The organism is Arthrobacter sp. BF1 (genome assembly GCF_056680215.1).
In genome coordinates this window covers 2,181,022-2,200,185 of sequence record NZ_CM155271.1, presented here as the reverse complement: position 1 = coordinate 2,200,185, position 19,164 = coordinate 2,181,022, and the positions used below count along the sequence as shown (strand labels likewise).

Genomic DNA, 19,164 nt, shown 5'->3' with positions numbered 1-19,164 from the left:
AAAGAGGCGGGGCCAACGGGCCCCGCCTCTTTGTGCGACCGGCAGATGGACTACCAGATGCTGACGCGTTCCTGCCGCGACATCCACATGCCGTCCTCTTCGGTCACGCCGAAAGCCTCATGGAAGGCATCGAGGTTTTTGGCGATGGCATTGGTCCGGAACTCGTTGGGGGAGTGGGGATCCGTGGCGAGCCTGCGGATGGCTTCCTCGGGCCGGATCACCTGGCGCCAGCCCGCTGCCCAGGAGGCAAAGAAGCGCTGCTGTCCCGTCAGCCCGTCCAACACCTCCGGTTCCTTGCCGTCCAGGCTGAGCAGGTAGGCCTTGTAGGCGATGGTCAAACCGCCGAGGTCGCCGATGTTTTCCCCCAGCGTGAGCTTGCCGTTGACGTTGTGCCCGGGGGCCGCATAGGGGGAAAGGGCGTCGTACTGGGCCACCAGCTTGGCGGTCAGTTCCTCGAAGGCCTTGCGGTCATCCTCGGACCACCAATTCCGCAGCGCACCGCCGCCGTCGAACTGTGAACCCTGGTCGTCAAAACCGTGGCCGATCTCGTGGCCAATCACAGCCCCGATCCCGCCGTAGTTTACGGCGTCGTCGGCGTCGGCCGTGAAGAACGGCGGCTGCAGGATGGCTGCGGGGAAGACAATCTCGTTCAGCATCGGGTGGTAGTAGGCGTTCACCGTTTGCGGGGTCATGAGCCACTTGTCGTGGTCCACGGGCTTACCCACCTCATCGAGGTGACGGTCGACGTCGGCGTTATGGGCGCGCTCCACGTTGCCGAGGAGATCGGCGGGATCGATCTCCACTGCTGAGTAATCAATCCACTTGTCCGGGTAGCCGATCTTGGCGCGGAAGGCTGCCAGCTTCCGGAGTGCCTCGGCCTTGGTGTCCTCGCCCATCCAGTCCAGTCCGGTGATGCTCCGCCGGTAGGCCTCGGTCAGGTTGGCCACGAGAGTCTGCATGCGCGCCTTGTGCGATTCGGGGAAGTGCTGGGACACGTAGATCTGCCCGACGGCTTCACCCAGTGCGGCCTCGACGACGGCGACTGCACGCTTCCAGCGGTCCTTGTTGCGCGGCGTGCCGCTAATGGTTGTTCCGTAGAAGGCGAAGTTGGCATCCACGAACTCGGCGGACAGATAGGGCGCGGCCGCGTTGATGACCCGCAGCGCCAGCCACTCCTGCCACACCGCCAGTGGCTCGGATTCGAGCAGGGCCGCGGCCCCGCTGAAAAAGTCCGGAGTGCTGACCACAATTTCGTCCCGCTTGGCGGCTGCGATCCCCGCAGCCTCGAACCATGTCCCCAGGAGCGGGAACAGGGCGGCTGCCTCATCGGACGACTTCAGGTTGTACGTCTTTTGCGGGTCCCGCAGCGTGACGTTGTCCCAGTGGTGGGAGGCCAGGCTGGTTTCAAGGGCAACAACGCGGCCGGCCGCCGACTCGGCCTCGTCCACTCCCGCCAGGCTAAACATGTTCCGGACATACCCCTGGTATGCGGAGACCATGGGGGCGAACTTTTCTTCGCGGTAATACGACTCATCGGGCAAGCCAAGGCCACCCTGGCCGGTGTACAGCAGTACGCGGTCCGGATTACCCGCGTCCGGTGCAGGGTAGATGTAGAAAAGCCCTGAAACGTCGGAGCGGAAGAGCCGCCCGGCCAGCGCCACAAGGTCGGACACTGAGGTGGTGGCGAATACCTCGGCGAGCCGGGCCCGGATGGGATCCATGCCCTTGGCCTCCACCGTGGCCTCATCCATGAAGCTGTTGTACAGCTCGCCGACTTTCCGCTCTATCCCGGTGGCGGCCTCGCCTTTGGCGGCAGCCTCCTCAATGATGTCCCGGACCGCGATTTCCGCGCCGTCGCGCAATGCAGTGAATGTTCCCTCGAGCGGCCGGTCATCCGGAATTTCGGTGGCCTTGAGCCAGGACCCGTTGACGTGCTGGTACAGGTCATCCTGAGGCCTGACGCCGTGGTCAATGTTGGACAGATCGATCCCCGAGATGGGCACAGAAGCTCCTTCGTGTGACATGCCGCGGCGGCGCTGGCACCGGTGCGGCGTCTGCATGGTGGACGTTGCTGGAGGTGGTGCTCCTTCATCTTACGCACCCGTGTTACTCTCAAATGGTGCGCGCAGAACTGCTTCTTAGCTGCCGCGGCGAGGCCTCAGACGCGATCTAGCGCAAGGCCCATCCTCGTCGCGGAGTTTGTGTTGCCCGGCCACCCTTTCACATATGAACCACAGAAAAGGCCCCGATAGTAATGCGAAACGCACAGAAGACCTCTGGAATGCCCGCCCACCGGTACCTGCCCTTCCAGGACCAGATCACCGTTGAAATGCCTGACCGCACGTGGCCGGACAAGATCATTACCAAAGCCCCGCGCTGGTGCGCCGTTGATCTGCGTGACGGCAACCAGGCACTGATTGATCCCATGAGCCCCGCCCGCAAGATGAAGATGTTCGACCTGCTGGTCCGCATGGGCTACAAGGAGATCGAGGTGGGCTTCCCGTCCGCCTCGCAGACCGACTTCGACTTCGTCCGCCAGCTCATCGAGGGCAACCACATCCCGGACGACGTCACCATCCAGGTGCTCACCCAGGCCCGCGAGCAGCTGATCGAGCGGACCTACGAATCGCTGGTTGGCGCCAGGCAGGCCATCGTCCACCTGTACAACTCCACGTCCGTCCTGCAGCGCCGCGTGGTGTTTAACCAGGACGAGGACGGGATCCTGGACATCGCGCTGCAGGGCGCCCGGCTGTGCAAGAAGTACGAGGAAACCCTCGTCGACACCCACATCACGTACGAATACTCCCCTGAATCGTTCACCGGCACCGAACTCGAATACGCCGTCAGGGTCTGCAACGCCATAGCTGACGTGTTCGAAGCTTCCGCCGACCGGCAGGTCATCATCAACCTGCCCGCCACGGTGGAAATGGCCACCCCGAACGTCTACGCCGATTCCATCGAGTGGATGCACCGCCACCTGCACCCTCGCGAAGGCATCATTCTGTCCCTGCACCCGCACAACGACCGCGGCACCGGCGTTGCCGCAGCCGAGCTGGGTTACCTGGCCGGTGCAGACCGGATCGAGGGCTGCCTGTTCGGCAACGGCGAGCGGACCGGCAACGTGGACCTGGTCACCCTGGGCCTGAATATGTTCGTCCAGGGCATCGATCCCATGATCGATTTCTCCAACATCGACGAGATCCGGCGAACCGTGGAGTACTGCAACCAGCTGCCGGTCGCCGAGCGCACCCCGTATGGCGGGGACCTTGTGTTCACCGCTTTTTCCGGCTCGCACCAGGACGCCATCAAGAAGGGCTTCGAGGCACTGGAACGGGATGCCGCCGCCGCCGGCAAGGCCGTTGAGGACTTCACCTGGGCCGTCCCGTACCTGCCCGTTGACCCGAAGGACCTGGGCCGCAGCTACGAGGCCGTCATCCGTGTGAACTCGCAGTCCGGCAAAGGAGGCGTGGCCTATCTGCTCAAGAACGAGCACAGCCTGGACCTGCCACGCCGCGCCCAGATCGAATTCTCCGGCGTAATCCAGAAGCGCACCGACACCGTGGGCGGTGAAGTCACCGGATCCCAGCTCTGGCAGATTTTCCAGGACGAGTACCTGCCCTCCAACCAGGCGGACAGCCAGTGGGGCCGTTATTCCCTGGGTTCCTTCAGCACGGAGACCGATCACGACGGCAGTCAGACCACCCTGCACGCCTCCCTCACCGTGGATGGTGTCCAGGCCCGCCGCACCGGCACCGGAAACGGGCCCATCGCCGCGCTGCTGAGCATCCTGCATGACGACGGCGTGGACGTCCGGGTTCTGGACTACAGCGAACACGCACTCTCCGAAGGCGGAAACGCCTCTGCTGCGGCCTACGTCGAGTGCGCGGTGGGGGAGCGGGTCCTGTGGGGCGTCGGTATGGACGCCAACACCAGCACATCCTCGCTGAAAGCAGTGATTTCCGCTGTCAACCGTGCCATCAGGGATTCCCGCGCCTGATCCGGAATAGCGTTGCGCGCCGTAAGTCACGGCGCGCAACGCACCGGCATGGCCGGCTTTCCGGAACACAGTGCGAAGATTAACCGTGGTCCAACAATCCTTTGCTGCGCGGTCCTACCGCGATGACGCCGTGGTGCTGCGTACCCACAAGCTGGGCGAAGCAGACCGCATCATCACCCTCCTGACCAAGCACCACGGCCAGATTCGGGCGGTCGCCAAGGGCGTGCGGCGCACCAGCAGCAAGTTCGGCGCCCGGCTGGAACCCTTCATGGTCGCGGACCTCCAGCTTGTCTCCGGAAAGACGCTGGACATCGTCACCCAGGCCGTTGCCAAAGGCGCCTACGGCAGTAACATCGCCGCAGACTATGGACGGTACACCGTTGCTGCGGCCATGACGGAAACAGCCGAGAAGCTGACCGACGTCGACGGCGAGGCGGGCACCGCCCAATACAACCTTCTGGTGGGGGCTTTGGCGTCCCTCAGCAGGGGTGACCACGCGGCGGGGCTGATCCTGGATTCGTACCTGCTGCGGGCCCTCGCTACCGGCGGCTGGGCGCCGAGCTTCACGGGCTGCGCCCGCTGCGGCCGCCCCGGACCTCATACTGCGTTTTCGGCTCCCCTCGGCGGTATGGTCTGCGCGGACTGCCGTCCCCCCGGTTCACCTGCTCCGGCAGCGGAAACCGTCACATTGTTGGGTGCCCTGCTGACAGGGGATTGGACGACGGCGGACGGTTCGGAAGTGCCGCACCGTCGGGAAGCCGCCGGGCTGGTGGCCGCATACCTGCAATGGCACCTTGAGCGTGTCCTGAAATCCCTCAAACATGTGGAGCGTGGCTGACAGTGGCTTTGGGAAAAAAGAAGAATCCCCCGCGGACACGGACGGCCCCCGTGGTGGCACCGTACCCGCATCCGTCCGGCGCGGTTGCGCCGGCGATCCCGGCCGAATTCATCCCCCGCCATGTGGCTATCGTGATGGACGGTAACGGCCGCTGGGCCAACCAGCGCGGACTTCCGCGGATCGAAGGTCACAAAGCCGGCGAGCCCGCCCTGCTCGATGTGGTGGCCGGCGCCATCGAACTCGGCATCGAGTACGTGAGTGTTTACGCCTTCTCCACGGAGAACTGGCGCCGCTCTCCGGAGGAAGTCCGCTTCCTTATGGGTTTTAACAAGGACGTGCTTCGCAGGCAACGCAACCAGCTGGACGACTGGGGTGTCCGGGTCCGCTGGTCCGGACGCCGGCCCAAGCTGTGGGGATCGGTCATCCGCGAACTCGAAGAGGCTGAGGAGTTCACCGCCGGAAACAGCACCTGTACGTTGACCATGTGTGTTAATTACGGCGGCCGGGCCGAGATCACGGACGCGGTCTCCGCCATCGCCGTCGAAGTGGCGGCGGGCCGGCTTAAGCCCGGGTCAATCTCGGAGAAGACCATCCAGAAGTTCCTGGACGAACCGGACCTGCCCGATGTTGACCTGTTCCTGCGTAGCTCGGGGGAGCAGCGGCTCTCCAACTTCCTGCTGTGGCAGTCGGCGTACGCTGAGTTCGTCTTTATGGACACCCTGTGGCCGGATGTGGACCGTCGGACGCTTTGGGAGGCCGTGGAGATATACGCCCAGCGGGACCGGCGCTACGGCGGCGCTGTGGACGCAGCTTCCACCCAGGGGTAGGACTGCACCCAGCAGGCAACGTCCCGGTAGGCCTCCTCACGGATCCGTCGCTGGGAGAGGAAGACATCGTGGATCGCGCCGGGATATCGAAACACCGCTACCCTTCGCCCGAGTCGAAGGGCCCGGGTGGCGGTCTCTTCAACATCGATCACGGCGTCGGCGTGCATCAGCTCCTCGCCCCATTCAGCCTGGATCCTGGTCCGGTCTGAGAGCAATATGAGTACAGGCGCCGTGATGTCCAGGCCCTTCGCGACGGCGGCGTGCCCGGCCAGGACCGCCTTCGCCCAGCCTGCCCTGATGGGAAACGATGCGGCTGGCCGCCAAACAGGATGGAGCTGCCATTCACCGTGCGCTTCTTTGCTGACGCTTTGCCAGTAGCCGGGCATCTCGGGTAAGCGGAAGGGGAGCTTTGGATCGGCCCGGGCTACCGGCTCCACCAAATGCATGGCGAGGTTCCGTACCAGGCTGCTGCCCTGGAGCTCCAGCCACGGGGCGTTGAGGATGAGGGTGCCCAGCGCGCCCGGATGGCGGTCCGCCCACATTGCTGCGACGAGGCCGCCGAAGGAATGCGCCAACAGGTGGACTGTGGGGGATACGCCAGGCCTGGTTAGATGTGAGAGGTCGGCCCCGATTGCCGTCATTGCAGCCGACAGGTCCTCGTCGTAAACCTTGAGATCCGCCGCGTAGCCGGGGGTCTGCCCCTCACGCAGGCTTCGCCCGAACTTTCTGAGGTCCAGTGCGTAAAAATGGAGACCCCGTGCTGAAAGCCGTTCCGCCAATTCCACCTGTAGAAAATAGTCGGCCCAGCCGTGCAGGTAAAGCACCACCTGGACGTCGGGCCGGTCGTTGTGGTCCGTAGCGTCCGCCGCCGCTTTGGCGGTGTGCCGGATGAGGGTGGCAACAACGTCCCCTTCGTCGTCGGGAGCCAAGGACAACGGTCGAAACTGAAAGGAAGGGCCCAGGAAATCTTCGGCCCAGGGGTGTGCGCCCGGTTCTGGATCGGGTTCCGTTGCCGGTTCAACGCCAGGCATCGGTCCAATGCCGGATATCCGCTCGATGCCAGAGATCGGCCCGGTCATGCGACGGGTCCGGGATCTGTGACGTCGGGTGCAGGGGTGCCGTAGCCGCGCAACCACCGGGAAAGCCGGGCATATGCGTCCGCCCGCACTTCGGCAGGTGAGAGGAAGACGTCGTGAAGCGCGCCTTCAATCCGTTCGACAGTAACGGTGCGCCCCAGCGTGAGCGCCCTGAGGGCGATGATGTTCACGTCCAGTACGGCGTCCGTCCGCCGCATCTCCTCGGTCCAGAATGGCCCCGTGGCGCTGCCCCGCGAGAGCAGGACCAAGATAGGGATGTCAATGCCCAGTCCCCGGGCCACCTGCGCATGGCCGGACAGGACGGCGCTCAGCCAACCGGCGCGCAGCGGGAAAGCCATGGGCGGCCGGAATCTGTCGTCAAGGGCCCACTCTCCATCCGCTGAACTGCTGATCGTCCGCCAATAGAATCCCCGTTCGGGCAGCCTCAGGATCGCCTCGGGCCGGAAGCGCGCCACCGGTCGCACCATAGTGGACGCTGCATAGCGGACGAACGCGCTCCCATGCATCTCGAGCCACGGGCTGTTTAGTATCAGGTGCGAGACTGTTCCGGGGTGGTGGCTGACCCACAACGCAGCCACCAGGCCGCCGGTGGAATGGCCCATGAGCGTCAGTTGTGGTTGATTCGGGCCGCCTGGATCGGCCCGGATGATGGCCATGGCCTGGCCGATTTCGGCGTCATAGTCTGCCAGATCTGCCACGTAGCCGCCCGGCGCCTCGGGGCGCAGGCTACGCCCGTGGTTGTGCATGTCCAGCGCGTAGAACTGGTAACCGTTGCTCGTCCAGAAGCGCGCAAGGTCAACGTTGAAGAAATAGTCGCTCCAGCCGTGCAGGAACAACACCGTCCGTCGTGGTGCCTGGTGTGTGCCGGGGTGCTGCTTGGCGCGCTGATATGTGTCGGGCTCGCCCACGCCGGGGCGAAATCGGACGAGTGTAGCGGTCCGCCGGACGCCGTCGGCTCCCGATGCTTCGAACGTGCAGGCTTCGAAGCCCGTACCGAGGATGTCAGGCTGCCACTCCATGGCTTTATGGTAGCCGGGCAACCATCTATAACGGCCTGGTTTGGTCTGCACCGCCCAAGAAGGAAAACTAGAGCCATGCGCGTATATCCGACTTTCTTTAAGCTGGCCTTTTCATGGATGGACGCCGAACGCGCCCACAAGATCGGATTCAAAGGGATCAAACTTGCCCACCGTTCCGGTGCGGGGCGGCTGCTTCAGCGGTTTATGGCGCCTGCGCCGTCCCTGCAGACCACTGCCTTTGGCGTGACCTTCCCGTCCCCTTTCGGCCTTGCAGCCGGTTTCGACAAAGAGGGACTGGGCATCGAAGCCCTGACGGAACTCGGCTTCGGCCATGTCGAAGTAGGCACCATCACGGGCCAGGCGCAGCCCGGCAACGAAAAACCGCGCCTCTTCCGCCTGATCGAAGACCGCGCGGTCATCAACAGGATGGGTTTCAACAATGACGGTGCGGCCGCCGTCGAGCCACGCCTCAAAGCTGCACGGGCAGCACTCCAGCGTAAGCACCCCACCATTCGCCCGGTGATCGGGGTGAATATCGGGAAGAGCAAGGTGGTGGAACTGGGCGATGCCGTGGCCGACTATCTCATCAGCGCCCGGAGCCTCGCCCCGGCTGCCGACTACCTGGTGGTCAACGTCAGCTCGCCCAACACGCCCGGGCTCCGTCTTCTCCAGGACGTCCAGACCCTTCGTCCGTTGCTGGCCGCGGTGGGGGAGGAAGCCGACAAAGCTGCGGGGCGCCATGTCCCGCTGCTGGTGAAGATTGCCCCTGACCTGAGTGACGAGGACATCGACGACGTTGCGCGGCTCGCGCTGGACCTGAAGTTGGACGGAATTATCGCCACCAACACCACCATCGGGCGCTCAGGCCTTAAGTCACCGGCAGCAAAGGTGGAGGAATGCGGTGCCGGCGGCTTGTCCGGGGCACCGCTGAAGCAGCGGTCCCTTGAAGTCCTCCGCCGGCTCAAGGAAGCCACCGGCGGCGAGATCACCCTGGTGGCCGTGGGCGGGGTCGAAACGGCGAACGATGTCCAGGAACGGCTGGCGGCCGGGGCAACCCTGGTCCAGGGCTACACGGCGTTCCTCTACGAAGGTCCCTTCTGGGCAGCGCGGATTAACCGTGAACTGGCCACAATGCGCCGGCGCTGACCGCTGAGCGGCAGAAAAAAATCCCCGGCGGTCCGTCCGCCGGGGATTCTTTTTGCTCACGAGGAGCTGACAGGTCAGGCTGACCGATCAGGAGGGGTACTGCCCGCGCTTCACAAGGGGCTTGGGCAGCCGCAGTTTGCGGAACTGCATCGAACGCATTGAGCCGTACCAGACGGTACCGCGCTCAACTTCACCAAACTTAGCCGTGAGTTTCTTGCGGAGCTGGCGGGACAGAATGAACACATCAACAAATACGGCCAGGAACATTACCCAGAAGCCGCCCAGGACATAGACCATCTGCTCGCTGGACGCCGGCACAATCAGGGAGATAATCACAAACACCAGGGCGCCGAACATCAGGTACTCGCCGAGGCTGAAGCGCGCATCAACGTAGTCGCGGGCATAACGCTTCTGCGGGCCTTTATCGCGAACCGGGAGGAATTTCTCGTCACCGGTGTCCAGGGCCTGGCGCATTTTGGCCCGCTGGTCCTGAACAGCTTGGCGCTCAGCCGCTTTGGAGGCCTTCCGGTCCTCCGGCACCAGGGGCCTCTTCCGGGCCGCCTCCTGATCCTTGCGTTTGGGAGTTGGCGCACCCTTGCCAAACGCGGCATCCTGCCGGGCTGCCGCTTCAGCGGCCTGCTGGTCTATTGATTCCTGCGCCGTAGGCGCTTCCTTTTTACGTCCGAACACTTGAACAGAATACCTTGCGGCCTAATGGATTCCGCGCGGGTATTGTGATCGCCATGACACCCAATCCAGCGCCAACACCCTACGACGCCAGAACTCCCGACGCCGGCACCCCCGGTTCAGGCCCCTCCATCCGGTCCGTCGACGGGACCGGGCTGCGCCAGGCCGTAGCCAGTTCCTTCGATACCACCCTTAACCGACTCAAAGATCTGGTGGCCATCCCCGGCATCGCGTGGCCAAGTTTTGATCCGGCACCTTTGGATGCCAGCGCCGCTGCCGTGGCAGACCTGCTCCGCAGTGCGGGGCTCGACGACGTGCAGATCCTCCGCAGCAACAAGGAGGACGGCACCCCGGGAGGCCCCGCCGTCGTCGCCCGGCGTCCGGCCGCGGCAGGGAAACCGACCATCCTCCTCTACGCCCACCATGACGTACAGCCGCCCGGGGATCCCGCGCTCTGGGAGTCCGAGCCGTTTGCCGCCGTCGAACGCAACGGACGGCTGTACGGGCGCGGTGCAGCTGACGACAAAGCCGGGATCATGGCCCACGTGGCGGCCTACACTGCGGTGTCCGAGGTTGTGGGCAACGAGTTCGGCCTCGGCGTCACGTTCTTTTTCGAAGGCGAAGAGGAAGCCGGCTCACCGACCTTCCGCACGTTCCTCGAGACGCATCAGGAGTTGCTACGGGCAGACGTGATAGTCGTTGCAGACTCCAGCAACTGGAAAGTGGGCGTACCCGCCCTGACCACCAGCCTGCGCGGCCTCGTGGACGGCACCATGGAAGTCCAAGTGCTCGAACATGCTGTCCATTCAGGAATGTTCGGCGGCCCGGTGCTGGATGCGCCCACCCTGCTGTCCCGGCTGATCGCCACACTCCACGATGCTGAGGGCAACGTGGCCATCGATGGCCTGGTCTCCTATGACAACGCCGGTGTGGACCTCACGGAAGCGGAGTACCGTGCCGATTCGTCAGTGCTCGACGGCGTCCGCCTGGCTGGCACGGGAAGCATCGCTGCGCGGATGTGGACCAAGCCGGCCCTATCCATTATCGGGTTCGACGCGCCGGCAGTTGACGTGGCATCCAATACCCTCCTGCCGCGGGCCCGTGCAAAGTTCAGCCTGCGGCTGGCTCCCGGCCAGGAGCCGGCAGCGGCCATGGATGCCGTACGGCGGCACGTCGAGGCTAACGCACCCTTTGGTGCGAAGGTGGTGTTCACACCGGGCGAGAGCGGCAATTCGTTCCTCGCCGATACGTCGTCGGCGGCGGCGAAGTCCGCCATGTGGGCGTTGGGGGAGGCGTGGGGCGTCCCTGCGGTGGAGATGGGCATCGGCGGATCGATCCCGTTCATCTCCGACCTGGTGGACGTGTACCCCGAGGTCCAGATCCTGGTCACGGGCGTGGAGGACCCGGATTCACGCGCGCACAGCGCCAACGAGTCGCTGCACATCGGTGACTTCAAAAACGCCGTAGTGGCCGAAGCGCTGCTTCTGGCGCGGCTCAATGCCGACGGCCTCGCGTGAGCAGCCGCGGCTGATGCTGCTGAACCGCGGCCGTCGGGAACAAATGACCGGATACCAACGGTTACATTTGCAGTTAGAGCTACACGTCTGACCGAAGTAGCATGTAGCTATAGCCCATACCGTATCTGTAGGGGCAGGCGCCGCTGACGCGGAGCCGCCAGGACCGTCCAAAGGTAGGCCAAATGAGCACCGCAACCAACGAGAACACCACCGAAACCGCAGCCGCTGCCAGCGAAGAACTGGCCGCGCACGAGGTCAAACTGACCGACGTCGCTGCAGGGAAGGTCCGCAGCCTGCTGGAGCAGGAAGGCCGAACAGACCTCCGCCTCCGTGTGGCCGTCCAGCCCGGCGGCTGCTCGGGACTTATCTACCAGCTCTACTTTGACGAGCGTCTGCTCGACGGCGATGCCGTCCGTGACTACGACGGCGTTGAAGTTGTGGTGGACAAGATGAGCGTGCCTTACCTCAGCGGTGCGAGCATCGACTTCGAAGACACCATCTCCAAGCAGGGTTTCACCATTGACAACCCCAATGCCGGAGGCTCCTGCGCATGTGGTGATTCATTCCACTGACCCGGTCCTTTCGCCCGATGCCGGCGCCTGCTTTTCGTCCGCCAAAAACGGCACGACGGCACGGCGCCGACATGTGGGCGAAAAGCCCGGCGGAGCGGTAAGCTCTACACCGAGTAGTAAAACTTTTAGTGTGCCCGGAAGGCGATAGAGCCGCCGGGCAACAGCAACAAGTAGGAAGGGCCGTCTGTGAGTTCGCAGAACCGAACCGGCAGCCGACGCAAAACGATCACATCGATCTCAGGCTTGGCAGTTGCCGGCGCGTTGGTTTTGACTGGATGTTCGCCAGAGGTATCGAGGGGGTGGCTGCCCACCGAGCGTGGCACCACCAATCACACTGACCGGATCATGGACCTCTGGGTCAACTCATGGATTGCCGCCCTCGTTGTGGGCATCATTACGTGGGGCTTGATCGTCTGGTGCCTTGTTGCCTACCGCCGCCGCAAGGGAACCGTAGGGTTCCCGAAGCAGATCAGCTTTAACCTCCCGCTTGAGGTGTTCTACCTGACCATTCCGATTTTCATGGTCCTGGTGTTCTTCTACTTCACTGACCGCGACCAGCAGGCCATCGATGACCGCTCACAGCCGGCAGATGTCGTTGTTGACGTCCGTGGCAAGCAGTGGGCATGGGACTTCAACTACAAGTCCGGCAACGTCATCGAGGAAGACCTCTACGAAGCAGGCGTTCAGGCGCACCTGACGGGCAACACCATCGACAAGGAAGCTCTTCCGACGCTCTACTTGCCGGTTAATAAGTCCGTTGACCTGGAACTCAATGCACGCGACGTCATCCACTCTTTCTGGGTTCCCGCCTTCCTTCAGAAGCGCGACATGATCCCGGGTAAGACCAACTACATCCGGTTCACTCCCACTAAGGAGGGAACCTACGACGGCAAATGCGCAGAACTCTGCGGCGAGTACCACTCCGAAATGCTGTTCCGCGTCAAGGTTGTCTCCGAAGCAGAATTCCAGGCTCACATGGACAAGCTCAAGGCCGCAGGAAACACGGGCCTCCTTGGCGCAGAGTATGACCGCAACCCGAACCTGAACGAAACGAAGTAGGGGGAGCGACGTGGCTACTTACACCCAATCCGCACCTGTGGGGACCCTTGAGGCTCCCGTAGTTCCGAAATCCAAGGGACGCATCGTCGTCAACTGGATCACCTCCACAGACCACAAGACCATCGGGTACATGTACTTGATCGCGTCCTTTGTGTTCTTCTGCCTGGGCGGCGTCATGGCGCTCCTGATCCGGGCTGAGCTGTTCGAACCGGGCATGCAGATCCTGCAGACCAAAGAGCAGTACAACCAGTTGTTCACCATGCACGGCACTGTCATGCTGCTGATGTTCGCAACGCCGCTGTTCGCCGGCTTCACGAACGTCATCATGCCCCTGCAGATCGGCGCCCCGGACGTTGCGTTCCCACGGTTGAATGCACTGGCGTTCTGGTTCTTCCTCTTCGGCTCCACCATTGCCGTCTCCGGCTTCATCACCCCGCAGGGTGCTGCTTCCTTCGGCTGGTTCGCCTACGCCCCGTTGTCCAACACCACCTTCAGCCCCGGCATCGGTGGTGACCTGTGGGTCTTCGGCCTGGCACTGTCCGGCTTCGGAACCATCCTGGGTGCGGTCAACTTCATCACCACCATCATCTGCATGCGCGCTCCGGGCATGACCATGTGGCGGATGCCGATCTTCACCTGGAACGCACTGATCACGTCCATCCTGGTCCTCATGGCCTTCCCGCCGCTGGCGGCGGCTCTGTTCGCGCTGGGTGCGGATCGCAGGTTTGGTGCGCATATCTTTGACCCTGAGAACGGTGGCGCGGTTCTTTGGCAGCACCTGTTCTGGTTCTTCGGGCACCCCGAGGTGTACATCATCGCGCTGCCGTTCTTCGGGATTGTGTCGGAGATCTTCCCGGTCTTTAGCCGCAAACCGATCTTCGGCTACAAGGGCCTGGTCTACGCAACCATCGCCATCGCCGCCCTGTCCGTGACCGTGTGGGCACACCACATGTACGTCACCGGTTCAGTGCTGCTGCCGTTCTTCGCCTTCATGACCATGCTGATTGCCGTGCCTACCGGTGTGAAGTTCTTCAACTGGATCGGCACCATGTGGCGGGGGTCGTTGACCTTCGAAACCCCCATGCTGTGGAGTATCGGCTTCCTGGTCACATTCCTCTTCGGTGGCCTGACCGGCATTATCCTGGCCTCACCGCCACTGGACTTCCACGTCTCGGATTCCTACTTCGTGGTTGCTCACTTCCACTACGTGGTCTTCGGCACCGTGGTGTTCGCGATGTTCGCCGGGTTCTACTTCTGGTGGCCGAAGTGGACGGGCAAGATGCTCAACGAGCGCCTGGGCAAGATTCACTTCTGGCTGCTGTTCCTGGGCTTCCACGGAACGTTCCTCATCCAGCACTGGCTGGGCGTAGAGGGCATGCCGCGCCGCTACGCTGACTACCTGGTGGAGGACAACTTCACCTGGATGAATCAGTTCTCCACCATCGCGTCGTTCGTACTGGGCGCCTCGCTGATCCCGTTCTTCTGGAACGTCTACATCACGTGGCGCAGCAACGAAAAGGTTGAGGTGGATGACCCGTGGGGCTTCGGCGCTTCGCTGGAGTGGGCCACCTCGTGCCCGCCGCCGCGCCACAACTTCACGTCCCTGCCGCGCATCCGGTCGGAGCGTCCCGCCCTGGACCTGCACCACCCGGAGCTCTCCCAGGTACACACCGTCGAGTCGCCTGCTCCCGCAGCAGCTGTGCTCGGTAACGCCGACCAGAAGGACACAGCCAAGTGAAAATCGAGTCGTGGATTTTTGGAGGCGGCGTTTTCTTCTTCGTTCCGGTCGCCTTGGTTTACGGTTTCCTGACGAACTGGATGGAGCCGGTTGGCCTGCTCGGCGTCTTGCTCATCGCGGGCCTGGCAGGCATGATCGGTGCCTACCTGGGCTTTACCGGCCGCCGCGTTGGCCTTCGCCCTGAAGACCGAAGCGACGCCGAGGTCCACGAGGGCGCCGGCGAACAGGGGCACTTTAGCCCTTGGAGCTGGTGGCCGCTGGTACTGGGCCTTGCATGCGCTGGCGGCTTCCTCGGCCTGGCAGTCGGATGGTGGGTCATGTTCATCGCTGCCGGCCTTGCCGTGGTTGCACTCGTGGGCTGGGTCTTCGAATACAGCCGTGGCGACCACGCCCACTAGGATCTGCTGATCCGGTCTCGGTACACGTCGCATAAGACAAAGACGCTGGGCCCCACCTTCGGGTGGGGCCCAGCGTCTTTTGCTTTGCCGCGGGCGGACATCGCGGCGCCTTTCCAGCTGACCGGCGTGGCGCCAAGCCAGGCCGCGCAGCGGCCTAGGCAGCCCCCTGCGACTCAATCAGCGACACCAGCAGCCGGAGGGCATCTTCCACCTCTTCGCCCGCGGTGGCGCCGTTGAGGGGGTTTTCAGGGACCGAAAGCTCAACCTCGCATCCGAACGGAAAATCAGCGGTCATCACTTCGAGCAGCGATCTGGCATCGACGCCCTCGATTCCCGCTTTCCGGATGGTAACGGGAAGGCCTGTGGCTGTGACGGCCCGGACGAATTCCGCCGCTGGACGGGCATGCAATCCGATCGCAGCCGAAACCACGGCCTTGTGAACTGGCAAAGCGTCTCCTCTGTCCTGGCGGCCCCATCCGCCACCTGCTGAAATTTCCAATCCAATATAGCGCCCTCCCGTCACACTCACTAACGCACCCACTTCCTGTGGCTGGTCTAGACCTCCCAAACGTTGGCTTAAGATTGGAGGGTGAAGAGCGAAGCAGGAATGACACGCCGTGGCCACTAAAGCTGAGGGCATTCGGGGCGAGATAGACCGAAACAGCGGGGCAGCCATCTACATCCAGCTCCGGGAAATCCTGCGGGCTTACATCAGTGAATCCTGTCCGCCAGGATCTGCGTTACCGTCAGAGCGCGATCTTGCCCTGCGGTTCGGCCTCGCGCGCATGACAGTCCGGCAGGCCATCGACGCCCTTGTCGGTGAAGAGGTGATCGAGCGGGTAGTTGGCCTCGGCACTTTCGTCCGCAAGCCAAAACTCGATCTGCAGGTCAAGCTGACCTCGTACAGCGAGGAGATGCAGCGCCGTGGCATGGTTCCAGCGGCGAAAGTCCTCAGCTTCGAGCAGATCGGTGCGAGTGCCTTCCTCGCCCGGGAACTTCAGGTGGAAGAGGGGACGCCCCTTGTACGCTTCCGGCGGCTGTTGCTGGCTGACGGCGAGCCCATGAGTGTGGATGAGAACTTCATCCCCGCCCAGCGCGTCCCGGGGTTGCTCGACAGCGAGCCTCCCACTTCCCTGTACAACGTCCTGAGTGAGCAGTTTGGTCTGGTCATGGAGTGGGGGGAGGACATGATCGAGGCGACGGCTTCGTCCCCTTCCACGGCCCGCCTGCTCAATGTCGACGTCGGCACGCCGCTTCTTAAGATCCAGCGGCACGCGTTTGTGGCGCGTGCCATGGTGGATTATTCGGTTTCCTATTATAGGGCGGACCGCTACAAACTCTGGGTCCCGCTCCAGCGGCCGGGAGCCCGTACCGCCCGAAGTCATTCCTCCGGGTACCGCAGCCACTGACGGCAAGGGGAAAGGCCCCGGTCCAATGGACCGGGGCCTTTCCCCTTTAGTGCCTGGCTGACTAGCGGCTGAGGGTCTTGCTTTCCTCTGCCGCTTCCACTGCCGGGTGAGCGTGGTGCCCGTGTGCGGCTTCCAGCTCTGCGGGGGTGGCAGGTGCAACGCGGTCCTCGAAGAACCACTTGGACAGGAATGCCCGACGCTTTTCCTTGCTTGTCACGATGCCGTGTTCGTTAGGAACTGCAGGCAGGGGAGTCGGCGATTCGAAGCCCACCAGCTTGTAGCGCTTGTACTCATCAAGGGGTGCATGGACCTCGATGAATTCACCGTGCGGAAGGCGCACGATACGGCCGGTCTCACGGCCGTGGAGCGCGATTTCGCGGTCCTTGCGCTGGAGAGCCAGTGCTACACGCTTGGTGACGATGTAGGCAATGATCGGGCCGACGAAGAACAGCGCCCGGAGCCAGTACGTAACGTCGTTCAGCGAGACGTGGAAGTGGGTGGCGATGAGGTCCGACCCGGCGGCAGCCCACATGACGCAGTACCAGACGAAACCTGCTACGCCGATGGCTGTGCGGGTGGGGGCGTTCCGCGGACGGTCCAGCACGTGGTGTTCGCGGTCGTCCTTGGTGATCCACCTTTCAATCCACGGGTACATGAACATCACGGTGAACAGGATGCCTGCGGGCACCAGGGCCGGGAGGAGGACGTTCAGCGTGAGCGTGTATCCGAAGATGACGTACTCGAAGTGGAAGTCCCCAATAACGCCCGGCATCAGGCGCAGGGCGCCGTCAACAAAACCGATGTACCAGTCAGGCTGGGTACCGGCGGAGACGGGGGAGGGATCGTACGGTCCGTAGTTCCAGATCGGGTTGATCGTGAAGAAGGCCGCCATCAGGGCGATGACGCCGAAGACGATGAAGAAGAAGCCGCCGGCCTTTGCCGCGTAAACCGGACCCAGCGGGTAGCCGACGACGTTGCCGTCGTTGCGTCCCGGGCCGGGGTACTGGGTGTGCTTGTGCACAACCACCATAAAGAGGTGGAGCACGATCATCAGAAGGATCAGTGCGGGCACAAGCAGAATGTGGAGCATGTACAGGCGACCGATAACTGCAGTGCCAGGGAACTCGCCGCCAAAGAGGAAGAACGAGATGTACGTGCCCACCACGGGAATGGCCTTGATGACGCCGTCGATGATGCGCAGGCCGTTGCCGGAGAGCAGGTCATCCGGAAGCGAGTAACCGGTGAAGCCGGCCGCCATGGCGAGGATCAGGAGGACGCTGCCAACAACCCAGTTCATTTCTCGCGGTTTGCGGAATGCTCCAGTGAAGAAGACACGCAGCATGTGCACGGCAATGGAAGCCACAAACAGCAGCGCGGACCAGTGGTGCACCTGGCGCATGAAGAGCCCGCCGCGGATGTCGAAGGAGATGTTCAGCGAGGAGCTGTAAGCAACCGACATTTCCACGTTCTTCAATGGCACGTAGGAACCCGTGTAGTGGGTCTCAGCCATGGAAGGATCGAACCAGAAGGTCAGGAAGGTGCCTGACAGCAGCAAAATGACGAACGAGTAGAGCGCCACTTCACCGAACATAAACGACCAGTGGTCGGGGAAAACCTTCCGCCCAAACTCGCGGAGGATACCGGAACCGCCGACGCGGGCGTCAACGAAATCAGTGATGCGTCCGGTCTTGGTCTTGGCTACGAAGGCGGGGGCTTCAGCTGTTGACGCTGCGCTCATGCTCATCACGCTCCCAGTAACTCGGTCCTACAGGTTCTTTGAAGTCGCTTGTCGCGACCAGGTAGCCCTCGTTGTCGACCGCGATGGGCAGTTGGGGGAGGGGCCGGCTGGCCGGGCCAAAGATCACCTTGCACTCTTGCGTGAGGTCGAAGGTGGACTGGTGGCACGGGCACAGCAGGTGGTGCGTCTGCTGCTCATAAAGGGCAACAGGGCAACCGACGTGGGTGCAGATCTTGGAGTAGGCAACGATACCGTTGTAGCTCCAGTCCTCGCGTCCTGCCGAAGGCTTCAGGGACGCAGGATCAAGACGCATGAGGAGCACAACAGCCTTGGCCTTTTCGTTGAGCTTGCCCTCGTGCAGTTCGTTCAGGCCTTCCGGAATGACGTGGAAGGCTGATCCCAGGGTGACATCGGCGGCCTTGATGGGCGTACCGTCGGGGTCCCGGGTGAGGCGCTTGAGCTTGCCTTCCTGGGGAGCCCACATGGTGTGCGCCAGCTTGTTGTCCGGGCGGGGACCAAGGTCACCAAAAACCGCGATGGCGGGCAGAGGTGCCAGGGCAACGGCGCCGAGCAGGGTGTTGCGGATGAGCGGCCGGCGCTTGATGCCCGTCTCCTCCACGATGTCGTCCACGATGCGCACAGCGGCCTGGCGGTCCTCTTCGGTGCGGATCGCGTGGCGTTCCTCGGAGACTTCGTGGTCCGGCATGAGGGCCTTGGCCCAATGCACGATGCCAGTGCCTATGCCGAGCATGGCGAAAGCCGTGCCAAGACCCAGGAGGGCGTTCTGCAGGCGGATCGTGGCAATGCCAGCCCCCGACCCAGCGCCCAAATCGATGGCGAAGTACGCCACCAGGAAGATCAGGGTGCCAACAACGGAGAGGCCGAAAAGTATTGCGACCTGCCGTTCTGCCCGTTTGGCGGCCTTCGGGTCCGTGTCAGCCAGGCGCAAACGATGCGGGGGAAGTCCAGGATCCTGGAATTTCTCCACCTCATTCTGACCAGCCGTAGCTACGGTGCCCGAGTGGTTCGGACTGCCGTCACTATGGTTGCCCATAATTCGCCTCATCCTTCTCTCGTCCCGGCGTCTGCCGGGTTAGTTTTCAATGTCAAACTGCTGACTGG

General features: G+C 63.1%; 17 protein-coding genes. 10 read left to right on the top strand and 7 right to left on the bottom strand.

What is annotated here, in order from left to right:
• Nucleotides 1-50: 50 nt before the first annotated feature.
• Nucleotides 51-2,003 (bottom strand): M13 family metallopeptidase, encoded by a 1,953-nt coding sequence (locus tag AC1MCD_RS10310; protein ID WP_498671663.1) that lies wholly within the window; start codon nt 2,001-2,003, stop codon nt 51-53.
• Between the two features lie 251 nt (nt 2,004-2,254).
• On the opposite strand from AC1MCD_RS10310, the gene leuA reads away from it, so the two are divergent.
• The 3 genes from leuA to AC1MCD_RS10295 all read left to right on the top strand — a co-directional run bounded on the left by leuA (nt 2,255) and on the right by AC1MCD_RS10295 (nt 5,662).
• Nucleotides 2,255-3,997 carry a 2-isopropylmalate synthase gene (leuA, locus tag AC1MCD_RS10305; RefSeq protein ID WP_498671661.1) on the top strand — a complete coding sequence of 581 codons (1,743 nt, stop codon included), beginning with the start codon at nt 2,255-2,257 and terminating at the stop codon, nt 3,995-3,997.
• Nucleotides 3,998-4,082: 85 nt separating this feature from the next.
• Nucleotides 4,083-4,835 (top strand): DNA repair protein RecO, encoded by a 753-nt coding sequence (gene recO, locus AC1MCD_RS10300; RefSeq protein ID WP_498671659.1) that lies wholly within the window; start codon nt 4,083-4,085, stop codon nt 4,833-4,835.
• 2 nt (nt 4,836-4,837) lie between these two features.
• A complete protein-coding gene (locus tag AC1MCD_RS10295) occupies nt 4,838-5,662 on the top strand; it encodes an isoprenyl transferase (protein WP_498671657.1) in 825 nt (274 codons plus the stop codon).
• Here the strand turns inward: AC1MCD_RS10295 and AC1MCD_RS10290 are convergent.
• On the bottom strand, nt 5,623-6,597 hold the full coding sequence (locus AC1MCD_RS10290; protein WP_498671655.1) for an alpha/beta hydrolase: 975 nt from the start codon (nt 6,595-6,597) through the stop codon (nt 5,623-5,625). The two genes, AC1MCD_RS10295 and AC1MCD_RS10290, sit on opposite strands and share 40 nt — an antisense overlap.
• Nucleotides 6,598-6,737: 140 nt before the next feature.
• Nucleotides 6,738-7,778: an alpha/beta hydrolase gene (locus AC1MCD_RS10285; RefSeq protein WP_498671653.1), complete on the bottom strand. Its 1,041-nt coding sequence runs from the start codon at nt 7,776-7,778 to the stop codon at nt 6,738-6,740.
• Nucleotides 7,779-7,853: 75 nt separating this feature from the next.
• Between AC1MCD_RS10285 and AC1MCD_RS10280 the strand changes: the two genes are divergently transcribed.
• A complete protein-coding gene (locus tag AC1MCD_RS10280; RefSeq protein WP_498671651.1) occupies nt 7,854-8,924 on the top strand; it encodes a quinone-dependent dihydroorotate dehydrogenase in 1,071 nt (356 codons plus the stop codon).
• Nucleotides 8,925-9,011: 87 nt separating this feature from the next.
• Here AC1MCD_RS10280 and AC1MCD_RS10275 read toward each other — a convergent pair whose 3' ends face one another.
• Nucleotides 9,012-9,614 carry a DUF3043 domain-containing protein gene (locus AC1MCD_RS10275; RefSeq protein WP_498671649.1) on the bottom strand — a complete coding sequence of 201 codons (603 nt, stop codon included), beginning with the start codon at nt 9,612-9,614 and terminating at the stop codon, nt 9,012-9,014.
• A 53-nt stretch (nt 9,615-9,667) separates the two neighbouring features.
• Between AC1MCD_RS10275 and AC1MCD_RS10270 the strand changes: the two genes are divergently transcribed.
• The 5 genes from AC1MCD_RS10270 (at nt 9,668) to AC1MCD_RS10250 (ending at nt 14,895) form a co-directional block, all read left to right on the top strand.
• A complete protein-coding gene (locus AC1MCD_RS10270; protein WP_498671647.1) occupies nt 9,668-11,128 on the top strand; it encodes a dipeptidase in 1,461 nt (486 codons plus the stop codon).
• A gap of 182 nt (nt 11,129-11,310) precedes the next feature.
• A complete protein-coding gene (locus AC1MCD_RS10265) occupies nt 11,311-11,700 on the top strand; it encodes a HesB/IscA family protein (protein ID WP_498671645.1) in 390 nt (129 codons plus the stop codon).
• A 186-nt stretch (nt 11,701-11,886) separates the two neighbouring features.
• A complete protein-coding gene (ctaC, locus tag AC1MCD_RS10260) occupies nt 11,887-12,759 on the top strand; it encodes an aa3-type cytochrome oxidase subunit II (protein WP_498671643.1) in 873 nt (290 codons plus the stop codon).
• A gap of 10 nt (nt 12,760-12,769) precedes the next feature.
• Nucleotides 12,770-14,497, top strand: a complete 1,728-nt coding sequence (gene ctaD / locus AC1MCD_RS10255) for an aa3-type cytochrome oxidase subunit I (protein WP_498671641.1) — start codon at nt 12,770-12,772, stop codon at nt 14,495-14,497.
• Complete coding sequence (locus AC1MCD_RS10250) at nt 14,494-14,895, top strand: cytochrome c oxidase subunit 4 (protein ID WP_498671638.1); 402 nt, start codon at nt 14,494-14,496, stop codon at nt 14,893-14,895. Before ctaD ends, AC1MCD_RS10250 begins: the two co-directional genes overlap by 4 nt.
• 154 nt (nt 14,896-15,049) lie before the next feature.
• Here AC1MCD_RS10250 and AC1MCD_RS10245 read toward each other — a convergent pair whose 3' ends face one another.
• Complete coding sequence (locus tag AC1MCD_RS10245; protein WP_498671636.1) at nt 15,050-15,343, bottom strand: HPr family phosphocarrier protein; 294 nt, start codon at nt 15,341-15,343, stop codon at nt 15,050-15,052.
• Between the two features lie 169 nt (nt 15,344-15,512).
• Between AC1MCD_RS10245 and AC1MCD_RS10240 the strand changes: the two genes are divergently transcribed.
• A complete protein-coding gene (locus tag AC1MCD_RS10240) occupies nt 15,513-16,304 on the top strand; it encodes a GntR family transcriptional regulator (RefSeq protein WP_498671634.1) in 792 nt (263 codons plus the stop codon).
• 61 nt (nt 16,305-16,365) lie between these two features.
• Here the strand turns inward: AC1MCD_RS10240 and qcrB are convergent, their stop codons facing one another.
• Nucleotides 16,366-18,042 (bottom strand): cytochrome bc1 complex cytochrome b subunit, encoded by a 1,677-nt coding sequence (gene qcrB, locus AC1MCD_RS10235; protein ID WP_498671632.1) that lies wholly within the window; start codon nt 18,040-18,042, stop codon nt 16,366-16,368.
• Nucleotides 18,020-19,096, bottom strand: a complete 1,077-nt coding sequence (gene qcrA, locus AC1MCD_RS10230) for a cytochrome bc1 complex Rieske iron-sulfur subunit (RefSeq protein WP_498671630.1) — start codon at nt 19,094-19,096, stop codon at nt 18,020-18,022. Before qcrA ends, qcrB begins: the two co-directional genes overlap by 23 nt.
• Between the last annotated feature and the right edge of the window lie 68 nt (nt 19,097-19,164).